Origin of the sequence: Kitasatospora sp. NPDC001540, from assembly GCF_042894345.1 — a bacterium.
Taxonomy (GTDB): domain Bacteria; phylum Actinomycetota; class Actinomycetes; order Streptomycetales; family Streptomycetaceae; genus Kitasatospora; species Kitasatospora phosalacinea_C.
In genome coordinates this window covers 37,300-53,438 of sequence record NZ_JBIAVO010000022.1, presented here as the reverse complement: position 1 = coordinate 53,438, position 16,139 = coordinate 37,300, and the positions used below count along the sequence as shown (strand labels likewise).

The window sequence follows — 16,139 nt, the reverse complement described above, 5'->3', positions numbered from 1 at the left end:
TTCACCGTTCCCCTTTCCCGCACGGAGGTTGTCTTCCCATGTCCCCTGCCCACGCCGCGCCGCCGATACCGAGCGACGACGAGCACCTGCGGCGGCTCGGCTACGAGCCCAAGCTGTCGAGACGGATGGGCGCGTTCGGGAACTTCGCCAGCTCCTTCTCCGTGATCAGCATCCTGTCCGGCTGCATGACGATGTTCGCGTTCGGTCTGAACGCCGGCGGCCCGACGGTGATGTTCTGGGGCTGGATCGGCGTCGGTGCGATGGTGCTGTTCGTCGGCGCCGCGCTGGCCGAGGTCACCTCCGCCTATCCCACCAGCGGCGCGCTGTTCTACATGGCCCACGCCCTCGGCGGCCCCCGCTGGGGGTTCGTGGTCGGCTGGCTGAACCTGCTCGGGCTGATCGGCGGGATCTGCGGCATCGACTACGGCGCCGCCTCGTTCGTCGGCGCTTTCCTGAACATGCAGTTCGGCTACGAGCCGACGGCGCCGGGCCTGCTGGGGATCTTCGCGGTGATCCTGCTGCTGCACGCGGCGCTGAACCTCAAGGGCGTGCGGCTGGTGTCGGTGCTCAACTCCGTCTCGGTCTGGTGGCACCTCGGCGGCGTCGCGCTGATCGTCGGGGCGCTGGCCGTGGTGCCGGACCACCACCGCGGCACCGGCTGGCTGATGACGCACTTCGTCAACAACACCGGCTGGAGCAACCCGGTCTACGTCAGCGCGCTCGGCCTGTTGCTGGCGCAGTACACCTTCTGCGGGTACGACGCGAGCGCGCACATGTCGGAGGAGACCACGCAGGCGTCGGTCTCGGCACCGAGGGGGATCGTGCGCTCGATCTGGGTGTCCTGGATCGCGGGCGCGGTGCTGCTCGCCGGACTGCTGCTCGCCGTCGGCGACTACGACGCCGTCCTCGACTCCCCGACGGGCGTGCCGCCGGTGCAGGTCTTCCTCGACGCGCTCGGCGTCGGCGGGGCGAAGGCGCTGCTGCTGGTGGTGATCGTGGCGCAGTTGTTCTGCGGCAACGCGGAGACCGCGGCGAGCTCCAGGATGGTGCTCGGGTTCGCGCGCGACGGGGGACTGCCCGCATCCGGGCTGTGGAGCCGGGTCTCCGAGCGCACCGGTACGCCGGTGCCGGGGGTGTGGCTGTCGGTGGTGGCGGCGTTCGTCCTGGCACTGCCGTCGCTGTGGTCGCCGGTCGCCTACGGGGCGGTGACCGCGGTCAACGTGGTGGGGATGACTCCGGCGTACGCGGTGCCGGTCTACCTGCGTCTGCGCAGGGGCAGCCCGTTCCGGCCCGGCCCGTGGAACCTGGGCGGCCGGGGGCGCCCGGTGGGGTGGATCGCGGTGGGCTGGGTGGCGCTGGTGACGGTGCTGGTGTGCCTGCCGCAGTCCTACCCGGTGACCGTCGACACCTTCAACTACGCGCCCGTCGCGGCCCTCGCGGCACTGGCGCTGGCGGCGCTGTGGTGGCGGCTGCGGGGCCGGTACGACTACAAGCCGCCCGTGCAGCAGTCCGCCGTGCTGGTCGAGCTGTCCGAGGAGGTCGTGTGAACGCGCCGGGGCCGGAGGGCTCGCTGGTGGATCTGATCGACGGCGGCGGCGTCGAGGCGGTGATGGTCGCGGTGGTCGACGTGCAGGGCCGGATGAAGGGCAAGCTGTTCGACGCCGCCGCGCTCCGGGCGCGCCTGGAGCGGGGGCCGGTCTCCAGCGAGGTGTGCGGCTACCTGCTGGGCACCGATCTGGGCATGACGCCCGCCGGACGCGGGAGGTGGTCGTGGGAGTCCGGGTTCGGCGACATCGAGCTGGACTGGCACGTGGAGCGGGCGCGGCGGCTCCCGTGGCTGCCGGGCACCGCCCTGGTGTGGGCGACGCCGCTGCGGGACGGCCGGCCGCACCCCCTGTCCCCCGCGGGTGTGCTCGCCCGGCAGGCGGCCGGACTCGGCGGGACGGGCCTGGTGCCGATGGTCGGGCTGGAGTGCGAGTTCGTGCTGGTCGAGGGCGGTGAGCGGGACGCCGAGCGCTCGGGCTGGCGCCCGCGCCCGGCGACGCTCGGCAACCTCGACTACGCGCTCGACCTGCCCGGGAACGTCACCGCCTTCCTGCGGGAGCTGCGGCGGGTGCTCGCCGAGGCCGGCCTGCCGGTGGAGGCGCTGAAGCTGGAGGGCGCGCCGGGCCAGGTGGAGGTCACCTTCCCCTTCGGGCCGGTCGAGCGGGCGTGCGAGCAGCACCTGCTGCTCAAGACGGCGGCGAAGGCGGTGGCCGAGCGGCACGGGATGTCCGCGCTGTTCATGGCGGCCCCGGCCACCGGCACCGGCTCGGGCCTGCACCTGCACCTGTCGCTGCACCGACTGGACGGCGGCGCCTCCGTGTTCGCCCCCGACGGCGGCGAGGAGTTGCTGTCCGGGACGGGGCGGCAGGCGGTCGCCGGGCTGCTGGACGTGCTGCCGGTGACCGGCCCGCTGTGGGCGCCGACGGTCAACTCCTACCGGCGCCTGGCCCGCGACCACGGCTTCGCGCCGAGGCGGGCGACCTGGGGGTGGGACAACCGCTCCTGCGCGGTGCGGGTCGTCGGACACGGCAGCGGCCGACGTCTGGAGGTGCGGGTGCCGGGCGCGGACGCCAACCCGTACCTCGCCCTGTCCGCCGCCCTCGCCGGCATCCGGCACGGCATCGCGGGCGACCTGGTGCCGCCCGCGCCCGCCCGCGGCGACTCCTACCAGGACGCGAAGACGCGGCGCCTGCCGCGCGATCTCGCCTCGGCGGTGCGGGAGTTCGAAACGGACCGGACGGTGGCCGAGCTGTTCGGCGTGCAGCTGGTCGAGCACCTGGCCGCCCTCGCCCGCCTCGAACTGGACCACCACGCACCGCTGGTGAACCCGGCCGAGATCGCCCGCGGCTTCAGCCAGGCGTGACCGCCGGGTCGGTGGCGGGTCGATCCCGCCCCCGCCGCCGCCCGGCACCCGTACTCCTTTCTCTTCTCCCGCTGGTCGGAGGATTTCGTGAACACCACCACCGCTACCACCGCCCCCGCCGCTGCCGGAGCCGAGGCGGCCGGACCCGGCGCCGTGCCCGGCCTGCTGGCCCGTCCGCACCTGGTGGACGTGGCCGAGCCCGGCATGCAGGGCCTGGCCCTGTGGCTGGTCGGCAGCGGTGCCACGGTCACCGGCACCGTGCCCGAACGGCTCGCGAACAGCCCGGAGGTGGCCGCGCTGAGAGCCGCGGGCGTGCACGTCGACGTCGGCCACGACGCCGCTCACCTGCCCACCGGTGCCAGCGCCGTGGTGTGGTCGGGCGTCGTCGCCGAGCCGCAACCCGAGCTGGACCGGGCGCAGAAGCTGGGCCTGCCGGTGCTGGGCCGCGCCGAGGCCCTGACCGAGATCGCCGCCGCGACCGGGGCGCGGACGGTGGCGGTCGGCGGCAGCCACAACACCGCGACGGCCGCCGCCGCCCTGGCCGCGGCGCTCGGCGACGGCGCCGGTTTCATCCTCACCGCCGCCGGCCGGGGCAGCCGGGCGGGGAAGGCCGCCGCGTCGCCGGGCACGGGGCGGCTGGTGGTGGACTTCTGCCCGGACGCCGGGACGCACGAGGCGACGCCGCCCTTCGGTTGGCAGGACCGTCCCCGGCCCCACCTCGTTCGCCGCCGACCGGAGCCGGCCGTCGCGCTGGTCCTCACCGCCGGGGCGAACCAGCCCCACTTCGAGGACCACCCGGCGGGCCTGGACGCGGCCGAGCGCCTGGCCGTGACCGCCGAACGGGTCGTCCTGCCCCTCTGGGACAAGGGCGCCGTCAACCTGCGCGGCCGCCTGGCCGATCGCGCCGAGCGCGGCCTGCCCGCTCCCTTCGCCTACACCGTCGGCCGCGACCGGGGCGCGGACGTGTGGGTCATGCCGATCGAGTGGACCGGCACCGCGCACCGCGTCACCGTCCGCCACGACGGCGACGACCACACCTACCTGCTGCCGGTGCCCGGCCGCAGCCACGCCCTGGCCGTGTGCGCGGCCATCGCCACCGCGCTGGTCATGGGCGAGGACCCGGCCGCCGTCGCCGACCGCCTGGACCGCTTCCACGGCGTCGAGCGCTCCCTGACCGTCCTGGGGACCGAGCAGGGCGTCACCGTCGTCGACTCCCGCGCCCGCCACCCCGAGGAGATCGCCGCCGACCTCGCCGACGCCGCCCGGACGGCCGCCGCCACCGGCGGGTCGGTGGTCGCGGTCCTGGAGCCCGACGGCCTGGCCCGCACCCGCGCCCACGGTGCCGAGATCGGCCGCGCGCTCGAAGGCGCGGGCAGCGCGCTGCTGCTGCCCGTCCTCACCCCGCTGACCCGGGTCCTGGACGTCACCGACCCGCTGGCGGCCATCGAGCGGGCCGCGCGCGAGAAGCTCGGCGAGGGAGCGGTCCGCCGCCTGCGCGGCGGACCGTGCGAACCGGGCTTCGAGCGGCAGATCGCCGCCCTCGCCGCCCCGGGCGACCTGGTCCTGCTGATCGGCCCCGACCACGGGGTGGCGGGCCGCCTCGGTCCCCGGGTGCTGTTCCACCTGGCCGCACCCACCGCGCCCGTCCCGCCCCAGCTGTGACCCGGCCAGGAGACACCGTGCCCACCGGAGCCCTGCGCGGCCTCACCCTCAAGGAAGCCGCCCTCACGAACCACATCGCGGCCGGACTCACCGCCCGCGACATCGCCCGCACCTCCCGCGCCTACAGCAGCACCGAGGTCGCCCGGAAGGCCATCGAGCGCCTCCTGCGCAAGACCGGCGCCAGCCACCGCCTGCAGCTCACCGCCTGGGCGACCGCGGCGAGGACCGTCCCCGCCCCGGTGCGCGAGTCGAAGGCCCTCGCCTGCGCACCCACGATCCCGCCCCGGATGCTGGAGATCCTGCAGGGCTGGGCGGACGGCCTCAGCACCGCGGAGATCCGCCACGGCCTCGGCGCCTTCCAGGACTCCATGGACGCCTACATCCGCACCCTGCAGGTGCACCTGGACGTGAACAGCCCCGAGCAGGCCGTGGTCGTGGCCGTCCTCGCCGGCCTCGTACACGTGGCACCGCCCGGCGCACCGCAACCCGCGGCCCCGGGGAGCACGCCGTGAACGCTTTCCCACCCGCCCTCGTGGCGGGTCCCGTCCTCGTCGTGGCCGCCGCCCCTACCGCCGTCCAGGAACTGCGGCCCCACCACGAGGGCCGCCACCCCCTGCTCCCCCGGCACCCCCTGCTCCCCCGGCGCACCCGCGCCAAGACGCTGCCGGAGCCGACCGTGTCGGGCCGGACCGGGGAGGAACGGCGGTGATGCCCCGTCGGACGATCAACCGGGCGGGAGCAGCGATCGTGCACTTCCTGCTCGGCGTGCCCACCGGTGCGGCCGTGCTGTACCTCGTACAGCACCGCGAGAGGGCCCAGCCCGTCTGGCTCGCGCTCGCCGCCGCTCCCGCCCTCGCGGCAGCGGCGGCCGTCGACCGGCTGCTGCGCCGACGCGCAGGAGCCGACCGCACCACCCACGGCGGCCGTCCGGGTCAGGGCCGCACCCGCACCGCCACCGGCCGGTGGCGCTGATGGGAAAGGTCTTCGCCGAAGAGCTCCCGGCCGCCCCCCACGAGTCCGATCAAGCGTTCCAGCACCTGCCGCGGTCCCCTCCGGGCGTGACCGTCAGCACCCGTGCGCTGCTCAGCGCCGCACCGTTCACCTCGCGAGTTCCGCCGCCGCCGCTGGTCCGACTGCCGCGCTTCATCGGCGCACTGCACCGACCCTCACCCTCCGCACACCCCTCGCCCGCGAAGAAGAGATGACACTCCATCACCTGAACCCGCCTGTCGGAACCGTCCGTGCGTCGGCCGCCCCCGAACCGCCGGTCGGGCCCGCCTCGGCCCGACGCGGCCTGCGCTACATCGAGGCGCCGGAGCCGTTCGAACCCGACGACCTCCCCTCGGTGTACCTGGCCGGGGCGGCCGTCGACTGCCCGGACTGGCAGTCGGGGGCGGTCCGCCTGCTGGAGGACGCCGGCTTCGAGGGCACCGTCCTCAACCCCCGCCCCTCGCGCAACCCCGCCGCCGCCCCCTGCGCGGCGTGGACCCCGCTCGGCTGGCAGGACCGCAACATCCGCCGCGTCGACGTCGTCCTGTTCTGGAACCCGATCGGCCACCACCACGTACGGAACTGCTACGAGGCCAACCTGTTCACCAGCCACGGCGGGGCGGTGGTCGTCGGCTGCGACCCCGCCGACCCCGTCCAGCGGACCCACCGCGCGCTGCTCGGCCACGCCATGCCGTGGCTACCCGTCGCCGACACCCTCGCGGCCACCGTCTCCGCGGCCCTCGCCACCCTCGAAGCCGCCTCGGCCCGGCGCTGACCGGCCCTCACCCACCCGCCCGTGCAAGGACTTCCATGCTCCGCGTCCCACGCCGGTACCGGACCGAGGACCACGCGCTCCGGCACCACCACGCGGCCGGCCAGGATCCGGCTCGACCGCCGCACCGCACGGCGACTCCTCCTGGCGCTGGCGCTGCTGCCGGTGCTGACCGCCCCGGCACCGCGGCACCACCGTGCTGCACGTCGAGAGCTGCTCGGGCTGCGGGCAGGACTACGGCGACACCTACCGCGAGCGCGACGCCCACCAGACCGTGGTCGGTGACGAGGACTCGGCAGCCCCGGGGCGCGCTGTCGGTGCCTCGTGGGAGGCTGCCATGTCGAACGCCAACTGGGTTTCAAATATGACCAGTTGGCCAATTCACCGGATCGTGTGGCTTCTCGGGGGACATGCCGGCACGGGCCCGGAACGCCGCCTACGGTGAGACGTCCGCAGGCGCACTCACGTACGACGACCGAGCACTCGGCCGATCGCTGCTCCGCCACGCCCGGACGCGGGCGGCTGCCCGAGGAAGGAGAAGTCCCGTGTCACACGCCTCGGTGGTGGGAGTCCACCTGGTCCTGATCGAGGGCGGCAAGGTGCTGCTGGGCCGCCGTGCCGGAACCTCGTTCGCCGAAGGCCACTGGCACGCCCCGGCCGGCCACCTCGAAGCCGGGGAGTCGGTGCTGCGCGGCATGGCCCGGGAGGCCGAGGAGGAACTCGGCATCCACATCCGCGAGGAGGACCTCGACCTCGTCCACACCCTGCACCACCTGGACGCCGACGACGGCCTGGGGCGGCTGCAGTTGTTCTTCACCGCCCGCTCGTACACCGGGCCGGTCACCAACCGGGAGCCCGACAAGTGCTCGGAGCTGGAGTGGTGGCCGCTGGAGGCGCTGCCGGATCCGACCGTCGCCTACACGGCCGCCGCCCTCGCCGAGATCGCCGCCGGCCGCCCGCTGTCCGTCTTCGGCCGGCCGACAACGGGAACGGCCGCCGCCCCGTCCGCGACGGCCGTGGGGAGTTCGGAGAGCCGACTGGTGGTCGTCCGGGGGAACTCCGCGTCGGGCAAGTCCTCGATCGCGGCCGGGCTCCGGGAGGCGTTCGGGCGGGGCCTGGCCGTCGTCGGCCAGGACAACCTGCGCCGGGTCGTACTGCGCGAACACGACCGGCACGGCGGCGCGAACATCGGCCTCATCGACACCACCGCCCGCTACGCGCTGGACGCCGGCTACCACGTCGTCGTCGAGGGCATCCTGTCCGCCGCCCGCTACGGCCCGATGCTCCGGCGCCTGGTGGCCGACCACCGCGGCACCACCCGCTGCTACTACCTCGACGTCCCCTTCGAGGAGACCCTGCGACGGCACGCCACCAAGCCCGACCCCCAGCTGCAGGCAGCCGTCACCGAGCGGCACCTGCGCGACTGGTACCGCGAACGCGACCTGCTCCCCGACGGGATCGAGACCGTCATCGGCGCCGACAGCGCCCTGCCGGACACGATCGAGCGGATCATGCGCGACACCGGCCTGGCCGACCTTCCCGCCCTCGACGTCTAGCCACCCTGGTCGCCGACCGGCCGCCTCTTCCACCCTCCGTCCCTTCCAACTCCGAGGAGAACCATGGCGCACGCCACGAGCAGGCTGTCGGTCGGTGTCATCGCCCACGACCCGGCCGCCGACCGGATCGCCCTCGTCCACTACGCCAAGCCCAGCTGGGCACCGGGCCCCGCCTGGACCATCCCCGGCGGGAAGGTCGAACCCGGCGAGGAGATCACCCGTGCCGCCGCCCGCGAGCTGTACGAGGAGAGCGGACTCGTCGCCCGGCCGTCGGCCCTGCGCCTGGTGCACGCCATCCACGCCGAACAGGGCTGGGACGGGCTCGGCTCCTTCGTGCTGTTCGCCTTCGCCACCACCGAGTTCACGGGCCGGCTGACCAACACCGAGCCGGACAAGCACCTGGAGGTGCGCTGGCACCCCGCCGCCGCCGCGCTGCCCGCGCCGATGTTCCCCACCTCCGAGGCCGCGGTACGGGCCTACCTGGACGGCGGACCGGCCTACTCCACCCACGGCTTCGACCGCGCCCCCGAACCGTACGCACCGGCCCGCGCGTAGCACCCGGCGCGGCACCGCCCTCCTCACGTCGCGGCGGCCCGCCGCCGCTGCCCGACCCTCCGATGCGAAAGGGCGTCCATGACGCGCAGGACCGAGCCCGCGGATCCGCCGGTCTCCGACAGCGAGCAACTGCTGTTCGGCGGGCCGATGCGCTACAGCCACGGCTGGGCCAAGCACGAACAAGCCGCCGGGAAGCTGTCGTTCCTCGCGGTGGCCCGGCAGGTCCCGCGGTTCCTGCTGCTGGCCGGGCGGATGTCCTGGACGGCCAGCCCGCGGGCGCTGCTGGTGCTGGTCGTCTCCGAGGTGCTGCGCGGCATCGCGGCGGCGGTGTCGCTGGTGGCCGTCAACCGGGTGCTGGCCGCGCTGCTGGCGCCGGGCGACGTCGGGCAGGTGATGCGGGCGGCGGTGCCCGCGGTGGCGGCGGCCGGGGCGCTGGCCGCCGGATCGGCGGTGCTGGCGGCGCTGTCGACCTGGGCGACCGGGCGGCTGCAACCCGCCGTGTTCCGGCTCGCGACGCTGGAGTTCCTGGAGGTGGTCAGCCGCTCCGAGCTCGCGGCGATCGAGGACCCGGAGTTCCTCGCCGAGGTCGACAGCGCCCGCTGGGGCGCGATGTCGCTGCAGAAGATCATCGGGCAGGCCACCGCCGTGCTGACCGGGGCGCTGTCGCTGGTCTCGGTCGCCGGGGTGCTGTCCGTGCTGAACCCGCTGCTGCTCGCCATGCTGGTGCTGATCACCGCACCGCGCGGCTGGGGCGCGGTGGTCACGGCCCGCCGCCAGTACACCTCCACCCGGGCGATGCTCCAGCACAACCGGGCCAGCACCGCCATCGCCGACATGCTGATCCACCCCTACTCGGCCGCCGAGCAGCGCGTCCACGCCTGTGGCCCGTTCCTGCTGCACCACTACGCGCGGATGTCCGCCGCCTCGGTGCGGGAGCAGAGCCGCCTGGCCCGCGCCCGGGCCGCCACCGACACGCTCACCGCCGCCCTGGCGGGCCTCGCCACCGTCGGCGCGTTCACCCTGCTCGGCTGGCTCGTCCTGGACCACGCCGTCCCGCTCGCCGCCGCGTTCACCGCCGTCCTGGCGATCCGCACCGGCGCCGCGGGCATCGCCGGCCTGGTGGAGCGGATCAACTCCCTCTACGAGGAGTCGCTGTTCGTCCGCGACCTCGACCGGCTGCGCACCGAGGGCCACCGCCGCGCCATCCCCACCGGCGGCACCCCGCTGCCCGAACGACCGAGGACCATCACCGTCGAGGACGTCACCTTCACCTACCCCGGCAAACCGACCCCCGCCCTCGACCGGGTCACCCTCACCATCCCCGGCGGGCAGGTCACCGCACTGGTCGGCGCCAACGGCTCCGGCAAGTCCACCCTCGCCCACCTGCTGTGCGGGGTCTACCAGCCGCAGACCGGCAGGATCCGCTGGGACGGCGTCGACACCGCGGGCGCGGACCGGCACCAGCAGTTCCGCTCCACCGTGCTGCTCGACCAGACCTACCAGCGCTGGGCCTTCACCCTGGAGGCCAACCTCCTCCTCGGCCGACCCGAAGTCCCGCTGGAGCAGGCCCGACTGGACGCCTCCGCGGAGTACGCGGGCCTGCAACGGGTGCTCGACGGCCTGCCCCGCGGCTGGCGCACCCTGCTGGCCAAGGGCTTCGAGGGCGGGGTGAACCTCTCCGGCGGCCAGTGGCAGACGATCGCGCTCGCCCGCACCCACCTGCGCCTGGCCACCCCCGACGCGGACGGCCGCCGCCCCGCGCTGGTCGTCGTCGACGAGCCCACCAGCGCGCTCGACCCGGCTGCCGAGATCGCCGCGTTCGAACAGATCCGCCGCCTGCGCGACCTCGGCGCCACCGTCATCCTGATCACCCACCGCCTCGCCGCCACCGCCAAGGCCGACCACATCGCCGTCCTCGACCACGGCCGCCTGGTCGAACAGGGCACCCACGCCCAGCTCATGGCCGCCGACACCCTCTACGGCCGGATGTACCGGATCCAGGCCCAGCAGTACGACACCACCCCGGCAACCGGCCGGATCCCCGACCAGCCCAGCCCGGCCCCCGCCCCCTGACCCCGCCCGGTACGACCACCGTCCCGCACGACGTCACGAAGGAGACCCGCTGAGAGCGTTCACGGACCCGAAGCGGCTGTGGGGCACCCCCGGCGGCCCCGACGAGGACTGGATCCTCCCCCACGTCCTGCGGCTGCCCCAGCACCTGCCCGACGTGACCGCCTGCCCTGCTTCGACCGGCTCAGGGCCGTCACCTCCCGCTGCCCGGGCGCGATCGCCCCGATCGCCACCGACGACCTGCACATGACCGCCCAGAAGATCAACGCCTCCACCGCCGACGGCACCCGCGTCACCGGGATGCCGTCCGCGATCCTCGCGAAGATGCTCGGCCTGCACATCGCGGTGGCCGTCCAGTGGCAGCGGGCCAGCACCGGCGACTGGACGGCGTACGCCGCCGACGCCCCGCTGAGCCACGCCGGGTCGCGGCGGGCTCGCCATCGGGCACAGGTTCGCTTCCGGCTTCGTCCGGCGGCGGCGATGCGGCTCAGTTGTTGCTGTGCCGAAGACCGATACCTGTCACCACGGAGCGCTTGTTGTCACCAATTCTGCGGAGCGAGCCGGTTCGGAGCTGGATCCACTGCGGGAACGTCGCTTCTCCCTGCCAGGTGCTCAAGGTTCGGACGCGGCTCGGAGGCGGGAGTCGGCCGGGGCCGCTCCTCCCGGCTGCCGCAGTTCCCCGGGTGGCCCGAACGGGTGCTGCGGCGGTGCGTCAGTCGCAGCCTGCGCTGTACGATCGCCGCTTTCGATTCCACTGGGCCTGTCCCCGCAGACCCAGTGGATTCGGAGAAGGTGCGGCATGCGAGATCGACGGCCGACGCTCGTCGGCGTGTTCCTGGCCCTGACGGCGTTGCTCACGGGCCCGGGGGCGTCCGCCTCCGCGCAGGGACGGGCGGCCGCCGCGCCGGAGCCGGTCTCGCGCAGCGCGGCGCCGGTGCACTCGATCACCTTCGCCGCCCGCCAGTGCGACTCCTACGGCCAGGTGATGGCGAACCTGGCCCGCAACGACATCCAGGAGAGCCTGCAGGACCTGGGCAAGAACACCGTCTACACCTCCGGCCAGCCGATCGACCCCGCGATCGAGGAGGCCAACGACGACTGCCGGCCGCTGAACGGCTGGAAGTTCGACATCGGCAGCGGCTTCGGCAAGAGCGGCGACCTGTCCACCGTCACCAACCGCAGCAACACCGCCGGCCCCACCCGCAACGGCGTCCCCCGGCTGGGCAGCGACGGCAGGCCCTCCGGCGGCACCCTCGACGGCGCCGTCACCTACACCCTCACCGACACCGAGACCACCAACGCCGGACGCAACGCGCTGTGGGTCCAGGGCGGCCTGGTCGGCGACCCGCTGATGCAGGGCGCCTTCGGCAAGGGCACCTACGGCTTCGCCGCGCTGCGCTGCGCCGTGGACAACCTCAATGGCGACAACGTCGAGACGGTGGCCTTCCCCAGCCCGGCCGTCCACGAGTACTGCTTCGCGTACTACGTCAGCCCCGAGCCGGGCAGCGGCAGCATCACCATCACCAAGCGCATCACCGGCGTCGGCGCCATCGCCCAGGACTTCGACTTCGCCTCGGACCTGACCTACAACCCGTCGGGCACCTTCGAACTCGACCCCACCGCCACCCAGCCCGCCTCGCAGACCTTCCTGCGCGCCGACAGCGCCAGCTACGGCAAGCCCTACACCGTCACCGAACAGGTCCCCGACGGCTGGACGCTGACCGGACTGGAGTGCACGGCCGTACGCCCCGGCGGCGGCACGCCCACCTCCACCTGGACCACCGACCTCGCCTCCGCCAACGCCACCATCACCCTCGGCTCGCAGGACAACGTCACCTGCACCTACACCGACCAACCGCCGCAGACCGCCGGACTGACGGTGCGCAAGGTCACCACCGGCGCCTGGGGCGGCCCGTTCGACTTCACCGTCCACGAGACCAGCGGCGCCGATCCGGACATCACCGGCACCGTCTCCACCTCCGCGGTGGACACCTCCGCCACCGCGGTGCGCCGCGAGACGGTGCCCGCCGGGCAGTACACCATCACCGAGCACCTGCCCACGGTGGCCGGCGGCCGCTGGGAGAACACCGGCGCCTACTGCAACAGCACCGCCCGGCCCATCCTGCCCCGGGGCGCCGACCCGAGCATCGACCTCGACCTGCGCGCCGACACCAACGCGGACTGCACCTTCACCAACCGCTGGGTCTCCGACGGCCGCATCACCGTCTACCTGCGCACCCTCGGCGGCACCGGCACCGGCACCTTCAACGGCACCTACCTGGCCAGCCCCGACGCCAACACGCCGACCCAGATCGACGCCGACGCCACCACGAAGGCCCCCGGCGTCGACGAACTGGCCACCGACCGCACCGGCGTCCCGCTGACCGACTACACCATCCGTTCCAACGGCCCCCTCACCACCACCGAGGGCCGCTGGGAGTTCGTCAGCTTCACCTGCGACGACGGCTCCTCCGCCCCCGCGGACACCCGCACCCTCACCACCCACCTCACCGCTCCCAAGCCCCACGTCACCTGCCTGGCGATCTACCGGCTGGTGCCCGCCAGCACCCTGGAGGTCCTCAAGCTCGCCGACGGCCCGGCCGACCTGCACCCCGGCCCGGTGGTCGTCGAGGTGAACTGCGACGACGGCGCCTTCGGCCGCGTCGTCCTGCCCGCCGGGGACAAGAGCGCCCAACTGCCCGAGCCGCTGCGCTTCCTCGACCCCGCCCGGTGCACCGTCACCGAACCCGACAACGGCGCCGACCCCGCCGCCGAGGTCACCACCACCGGTCTGGTCACCCACGACGACACCACCGACGTACCCGCCGGCAGCCCGCTCCCGCTGGACTTCACCGTCACCACCCCGCAGCAGGACTACCGGGCCACCGTCCACAACACCTACCGCCTCCCGGCGCCCCCGCCGCCCACCCCCACCCCCCAGCCCACCCCGCACCCGCACCCGCACCCGCACCCCGGGCACCTCGCCGCGACCGGTAGCGACCACACCACCGCCCTGCTGGCCGCCGCCCTGGCCGTGGCCCTGGCCACCGCCGGCGGGGTGCTCTTCCTGACGGCCCGCCACCGCCGCAGCTGAACGACCCGTCCGCATCGCCCCCGTCCCCAGGACGAACAGCAACCAGCCGAGGGACCCGACCGTTGACGGGTCCCTCGGCTGGTGAGCAGGACGCCGATCGTCCAGTGACAGCACCAGATCCCGGAGGCGCTCCGCGTCGTCGCGGGCGTCCCGGTCCTCGGACGCCGCCGCCCCGTCCGCGCGAAGCCGGGAGCACCGAAGGTGTGCGTGCAGCTTGGAGGCTTTGCCCTTCGCCGCGGAGACGGGCACGAGACGGCCGTCGAACGGGCCGAGCGGAACGTCAGCGGTCAGCGGTCAGCGGCCAGCGGCCAGCGGCCAGCACAGAGTCGCGCACTCAACTCCCCTGTCAATCTCGACCGGTGAGCCTGTCCGGCAGCACGGGCAACGGCCCCGACAGCGCCTGTTCCGGGCGAACCGCACCACAGCGGGAGCGCGTCCGTAGCACCCGATTTCCAGGTGCGCGCGGTGCTCCTGGCGGAAGTCGATCAGCGGCCTGTTGGACTGCGCCGAGCAGCCGTACTCCGCCGCAAAACCGTTCGCAGCCGGTACTCGCCCACATCGATGAAGCAACGGGGCAGGGCGGGCAGCACGGCCGGCCCGCAACGCGTGCGCGGTTCTCCGCGGTGCCGGGTGGTGCTCCCGTCGCGACGTGCGGGTCAGCGTGGTACTTGCGGGCGGGGCGGCAGGGCGCTGAGGGGGAAGAGCGATGCGGTCCTGGTGATCTCCAGCAACCGGGCCACCTGGTGGCCGGGGTGGGCCAGGGCGAGGAGGGTGCCCTGCCGGTTCGCCTCCAGACGGGCGGTCAGCAGGCAGTTGAGGCCGGTGGAGTCCATGAAGAAGACGTCCTGCAGGTCGAGCAGGACGACCGCCGGCGCGGGACGGATCGCGAGGGCCCGGCGCAGGTGGCGGTCGAGCCGGGGAGCGGTGTGGATGTCGATCTCGCCGGTGCACAGGAGGACCGGCCCGGCCCAGTTGTCGCCGGTGGTGACGGTGAAGGTCCGCGGTGCGCTGTCGATGGAGGCGCCCCTCTCTGCGTGTCGGCGTGCCCCCCGTACTCCACCGTACGGGGGCACGTCGGCCGCATCCGCTACGGGTGCGGACATTTCACCGAGCCGACACACCGGGGACGCCTGCCCGGCCGCGGGGTCATGGGCCGCTCCTGGACAACGCCGGTTCGGAGCGAAGCAGCCGGAGCGGTCCCGGGCGGCGCGGTCCCGGGGAAGGCGGGCACGCCGCACCGTCGGCGGCGGCCGGTCGGCGCACCTTCTCGCCGGATGGTGGCCGGGTCAGGAGGCGGAGCGGGCGTGGCGGGGGTGGTGGGACCGTTCGCCGCGCAGGGCGGCCGGACGCGGGCGGCGGTGGCGGTGCGCCAGCGAGGGGGCGGTGACGGTGAGGACCGCTGCGAGGACGAGGGGGGCCAGCAACAGCACCATGGTCTCGGACATGCGCACCTCCAGGAGCGGAAGGGGACCGTTCCCGGACGTCTGCCCCGTGCTGCCGGGACCATGTCGGCCGCACGGCGATGACCGCAGCGGCGCCCAGGCCAGCAGCGTCCGATCAGGGCCGGGTCCCGGCGCACGACGTCCGCGTCCGGCCGGGCGGGGACGCCGGGAGCCGGAGGCGATCTCGGTTCTTCTCCGCAGGCCTGGTGAGTTTCGAGGAGACGGGTACGCGCGGTGGCGCCCGGTGAGAGCCGGGCCGACCGTGAGGAGGACCGCTCGTGAGTGACACGACAGGTTCGGCCCGTCCGGACCAGAGCACCGCGGCGACAGTCGCCCGGACAGCGCAGGAGAAGGCGGCGGAGGGGGCCGCCACCGTCGGCCAGCAGGCTTCGGACATGGCCGGCACCGTCAAGGAACAGGCGTCGAAGGTCGCCCAGGAGGCGGGGGGACAGGCCCAGCAGCTGGCCGGAGGGCTGCGCGACCAGCTCAGGGAGCAGTCCCGGACCCAGACCCGGCGTCTCGCCGACAACGTCCGCACCCTGGCGCACGAACTGGAGCGGATGGGCGAGCACGGCGAGGCCGACTCGGTCGCGACCTCGGTGGTGCGGCGCCTGGCGGACAGCGGGCAGCAGGCCGCCGACCGGATCGAGGAGCGCGGGCCGGAAGGACTGCTGGACGAGTTGCAGGGTTTCGCCCGCCGCAGGCCCGGACTGTTCCTGGCCGGGGCGGTACTGGCCGGCTTCGCCGTCGGCCGGGCGGGCAAGGGCGTCAGCGCGGCCTCCGGTGACCGAGGCGCCGGGACGCGGGCCACGCCCGTGTCGGACGCGGGCCCCGTCGGTGACGGGGTGACCAGGACGCCGGCCACGCCCGTGGAGGGTGTCGGCACCGGGTCGTCGCCGAGCCACGCCTGGATGCCCCCGGCATCCGGTCGGCCCGCACCGCCGACGGGCGGGGTCGGCGACCCCTACGGTGCGTACGGGCAGTCCCAGCCGCCGCACGTCACTCCCGGCTACGGCCAGGTGTCCCCGAGCGGCCCGGCGCACCCCGGGCCCAGCGGCCAGTGGCAGCAGCCCGGAACGGGGAGGTAAAC

At 74.3% G+C, this 16,139-nt stretch carries 14 protein-coding genes and 1 pseudogene; 13 read left to right on the top strand and 2 right to left on the bottom strand.

What is annotated here, in order from left to right; genetic code table 11:
- The first annotated feature begins 38 nt into the window (after window positions 1-38).
- The 12 genes and pseudogenes from ACFY00_RS24345 to ACFY00_RS24290 all read left to right on the top strand — a co-directional run bounded on the left by ACFY00_RS24345 (window position 39) and on the right by ACFY00_RS24290 (window position 13,607).
- On the top strand, window positions 39-1,547 hold the full coding sequence (locus tag ACFY00_RS24345; protein WP_388033650.1) for an amino acid permease: 1,509 nt from the start codon (window positions 39-41) through the stop codon (window positions 1,545-1,547).
- Complete coding sequence (locus ACFY00_RS24340) at window positions 1,544-2,908, top strand: glutamine synthetase family protein (protein ID WP_388033649.1); 1,365 nt, start codon at window positions 1,544-1,546, stop codon at window positions 2,906-2,908. Before ACFY00_RS24345 ends, ACFY00_RS24340 begins: the two co-directional genes overlap by 4 nt.
- 87 nt (window positions 2,909-2,995) lie before the next feature.
- Window positions 2,996-4,570: a Mur ligase domain-containing protein gene (locus ACFY00_RS24335; RefSeq protein WP_388033648.1), complete on the top strand. Its 1,575-nt coding sequence runs from the start codon at window positions 2,996-2,998 to the stop codon at window positions 4,568-4,570.
- Window positions 4,571-4,587: 17 nt separating this feature from the next.
- The gene (locus ACFY00_RS24330) at window positions 4,588-5,082 is read left to right on the top strand and encodes a hypothetical protein (RefSeq protein WP_388033647.1); all 495 of its coding nucleotides are present in this window, start codon (window positions 4,588-4,590) and stop codon (window positions 5,080-5,082) included.
- Entirely contained in the window at window positions 5,079-5,279 is a 201-nt protein-coding gene (locus tag ACFY00_RS24325; protein ID WP_388033646.1) for a hypothetical protein, read from the top strand. Before ACFY00_RS24330 ends, ACFY00_RS24325 begins: the two co-directional genes overlap by 4 nt.
- A complete protein-coding gene (locus tag ACFY00_RS24320; RefSeq protein ID WP_388033645.1) occupies window positions 5,279-5,542 on the top strand; it encodes a hypothetical protein in 264 nt (87 codons plus the stop codon). Before ACFY00_RS24325 ends, ACFY00_RS24320 begins: the two co-directional genes overlap by 1 nt.
- 229 nt (window positions 5,543-5,771) lie before the next feature.
- Entirely contained in the window at window positions 5,772-6,335 is a 564-nt protein-coding gene (locus ACFY00_RS24315) for a hypothetical protein (protein ID WP_388033644.1), read from the top strand.
- A gap of 407 nt (window positions 6,336-6,742) precedes the next feature.
- Window positions 6,743-7,228, top strand: a pseudogene (locus ACFY00_RS24310) (NUDIX domain-containing protein); the annotation flags it as partial.
- 120 nt (window positions 7,229-7,348) lie between these two features.
- The gene (locus ACFY00_RS24305; protein ID WP_388033720.1) at window positions 7,349-7,888 is read left to right on the top strand and encodes an AAA family ATPase; all 540 of its coding nucleotides are present in this window, start codon (window positions 7,349-7,351) and stop codon (window positions 7,886-7,888) included.
- 63 nt (window positions 7,889-7,951) lie between these two features.
- Window positions 7,952-8,443 carry an NUDIX domain-containing protein gene (locus tag ACFY00_RS24300; RefSeq protein ID WP_388033643.1) on the top strand — a complete coding sequence of 164 codons (492 nt, stop codon included), beginning with the start codon at window positions 7,952-7,954 and terminating at the stop codon, window positions 8,441-8,443.
- Window positions 8,444-8,521: 78 nt separating this feature from the next.
- Window positions 8,522-10,516, top strand: coding sequence for an ABC transporter ATP-binding protein (locus tag ACFY00_RS24295; RefSeq protein ID WP_388033642.1), 1,995 nt, complete (start codon window positions 8,522-8,524; stop codon window positions 10,514-10,516).
- Window positions 10,517-11,312: 796 nt separating this feature from the next.
- The gene (locus tag ACFY00_RS24290; protein ID WP_388033641.1) at window positions 11,313-13,607 is read left to right on the top strand and encodes a DUF5979 domain-containing protein; all 2,295 of its coding nucleotides are present in this window, start codon (window positions 11,313-11,315) and stop codon (window positions 13,605-13,607) included.
- Between the two features lie 656 nt (window positions 13,608-14,263).
- Here ACFY00_RS24290 and ACFY00_RS24285 read toward each other — a convergent pair.
- Together ACFY00_RS24285 and ACFY00_RS24280 are read right to left on the bottom strand one after the other, a co-directional pair.
- On the bottom strand, window positions 14,264-14,710 hold the full coding sequence (locus ACFY00_RS24285) for an STAS domain-containing protein (RefSeq protein WP_388033640.1): 447 nt from the start codon (window positions 14,708-14,710) through the stop codon (window positions 14,264-14,266).
- A 183-nt stretch (window positions 14,711-14,893) separates the two neighbouring features.
- On the bottom strand, window positions 14,894-15,052 hold the full coding sequence (locus tag ACFY00_RS24280; protein ID WP_388033639.1) for a hypothetical protein: 159 nt from the start codon (window positions 15,050-15,052) through the stop codon (window positions 14,894-14,896).
- Between the two features lie 275 nt (window positions 15,053-15,327).
- Between ACFY00_RS24280 and ACFY00_RS24275 the strand changes: the two genes are divergently transcribed.
- A complete protein-coding gene (locus ACFY00_RS24275) occupies window positions 15,328-16,137 on the top strand; it encodes a hypothetical protein (protein ID WP_388033638.1) in 810 nt (269 codons plus the stop codon).
- Window positions 16,138-16,139: the final 2 nt, after the last annotated feature.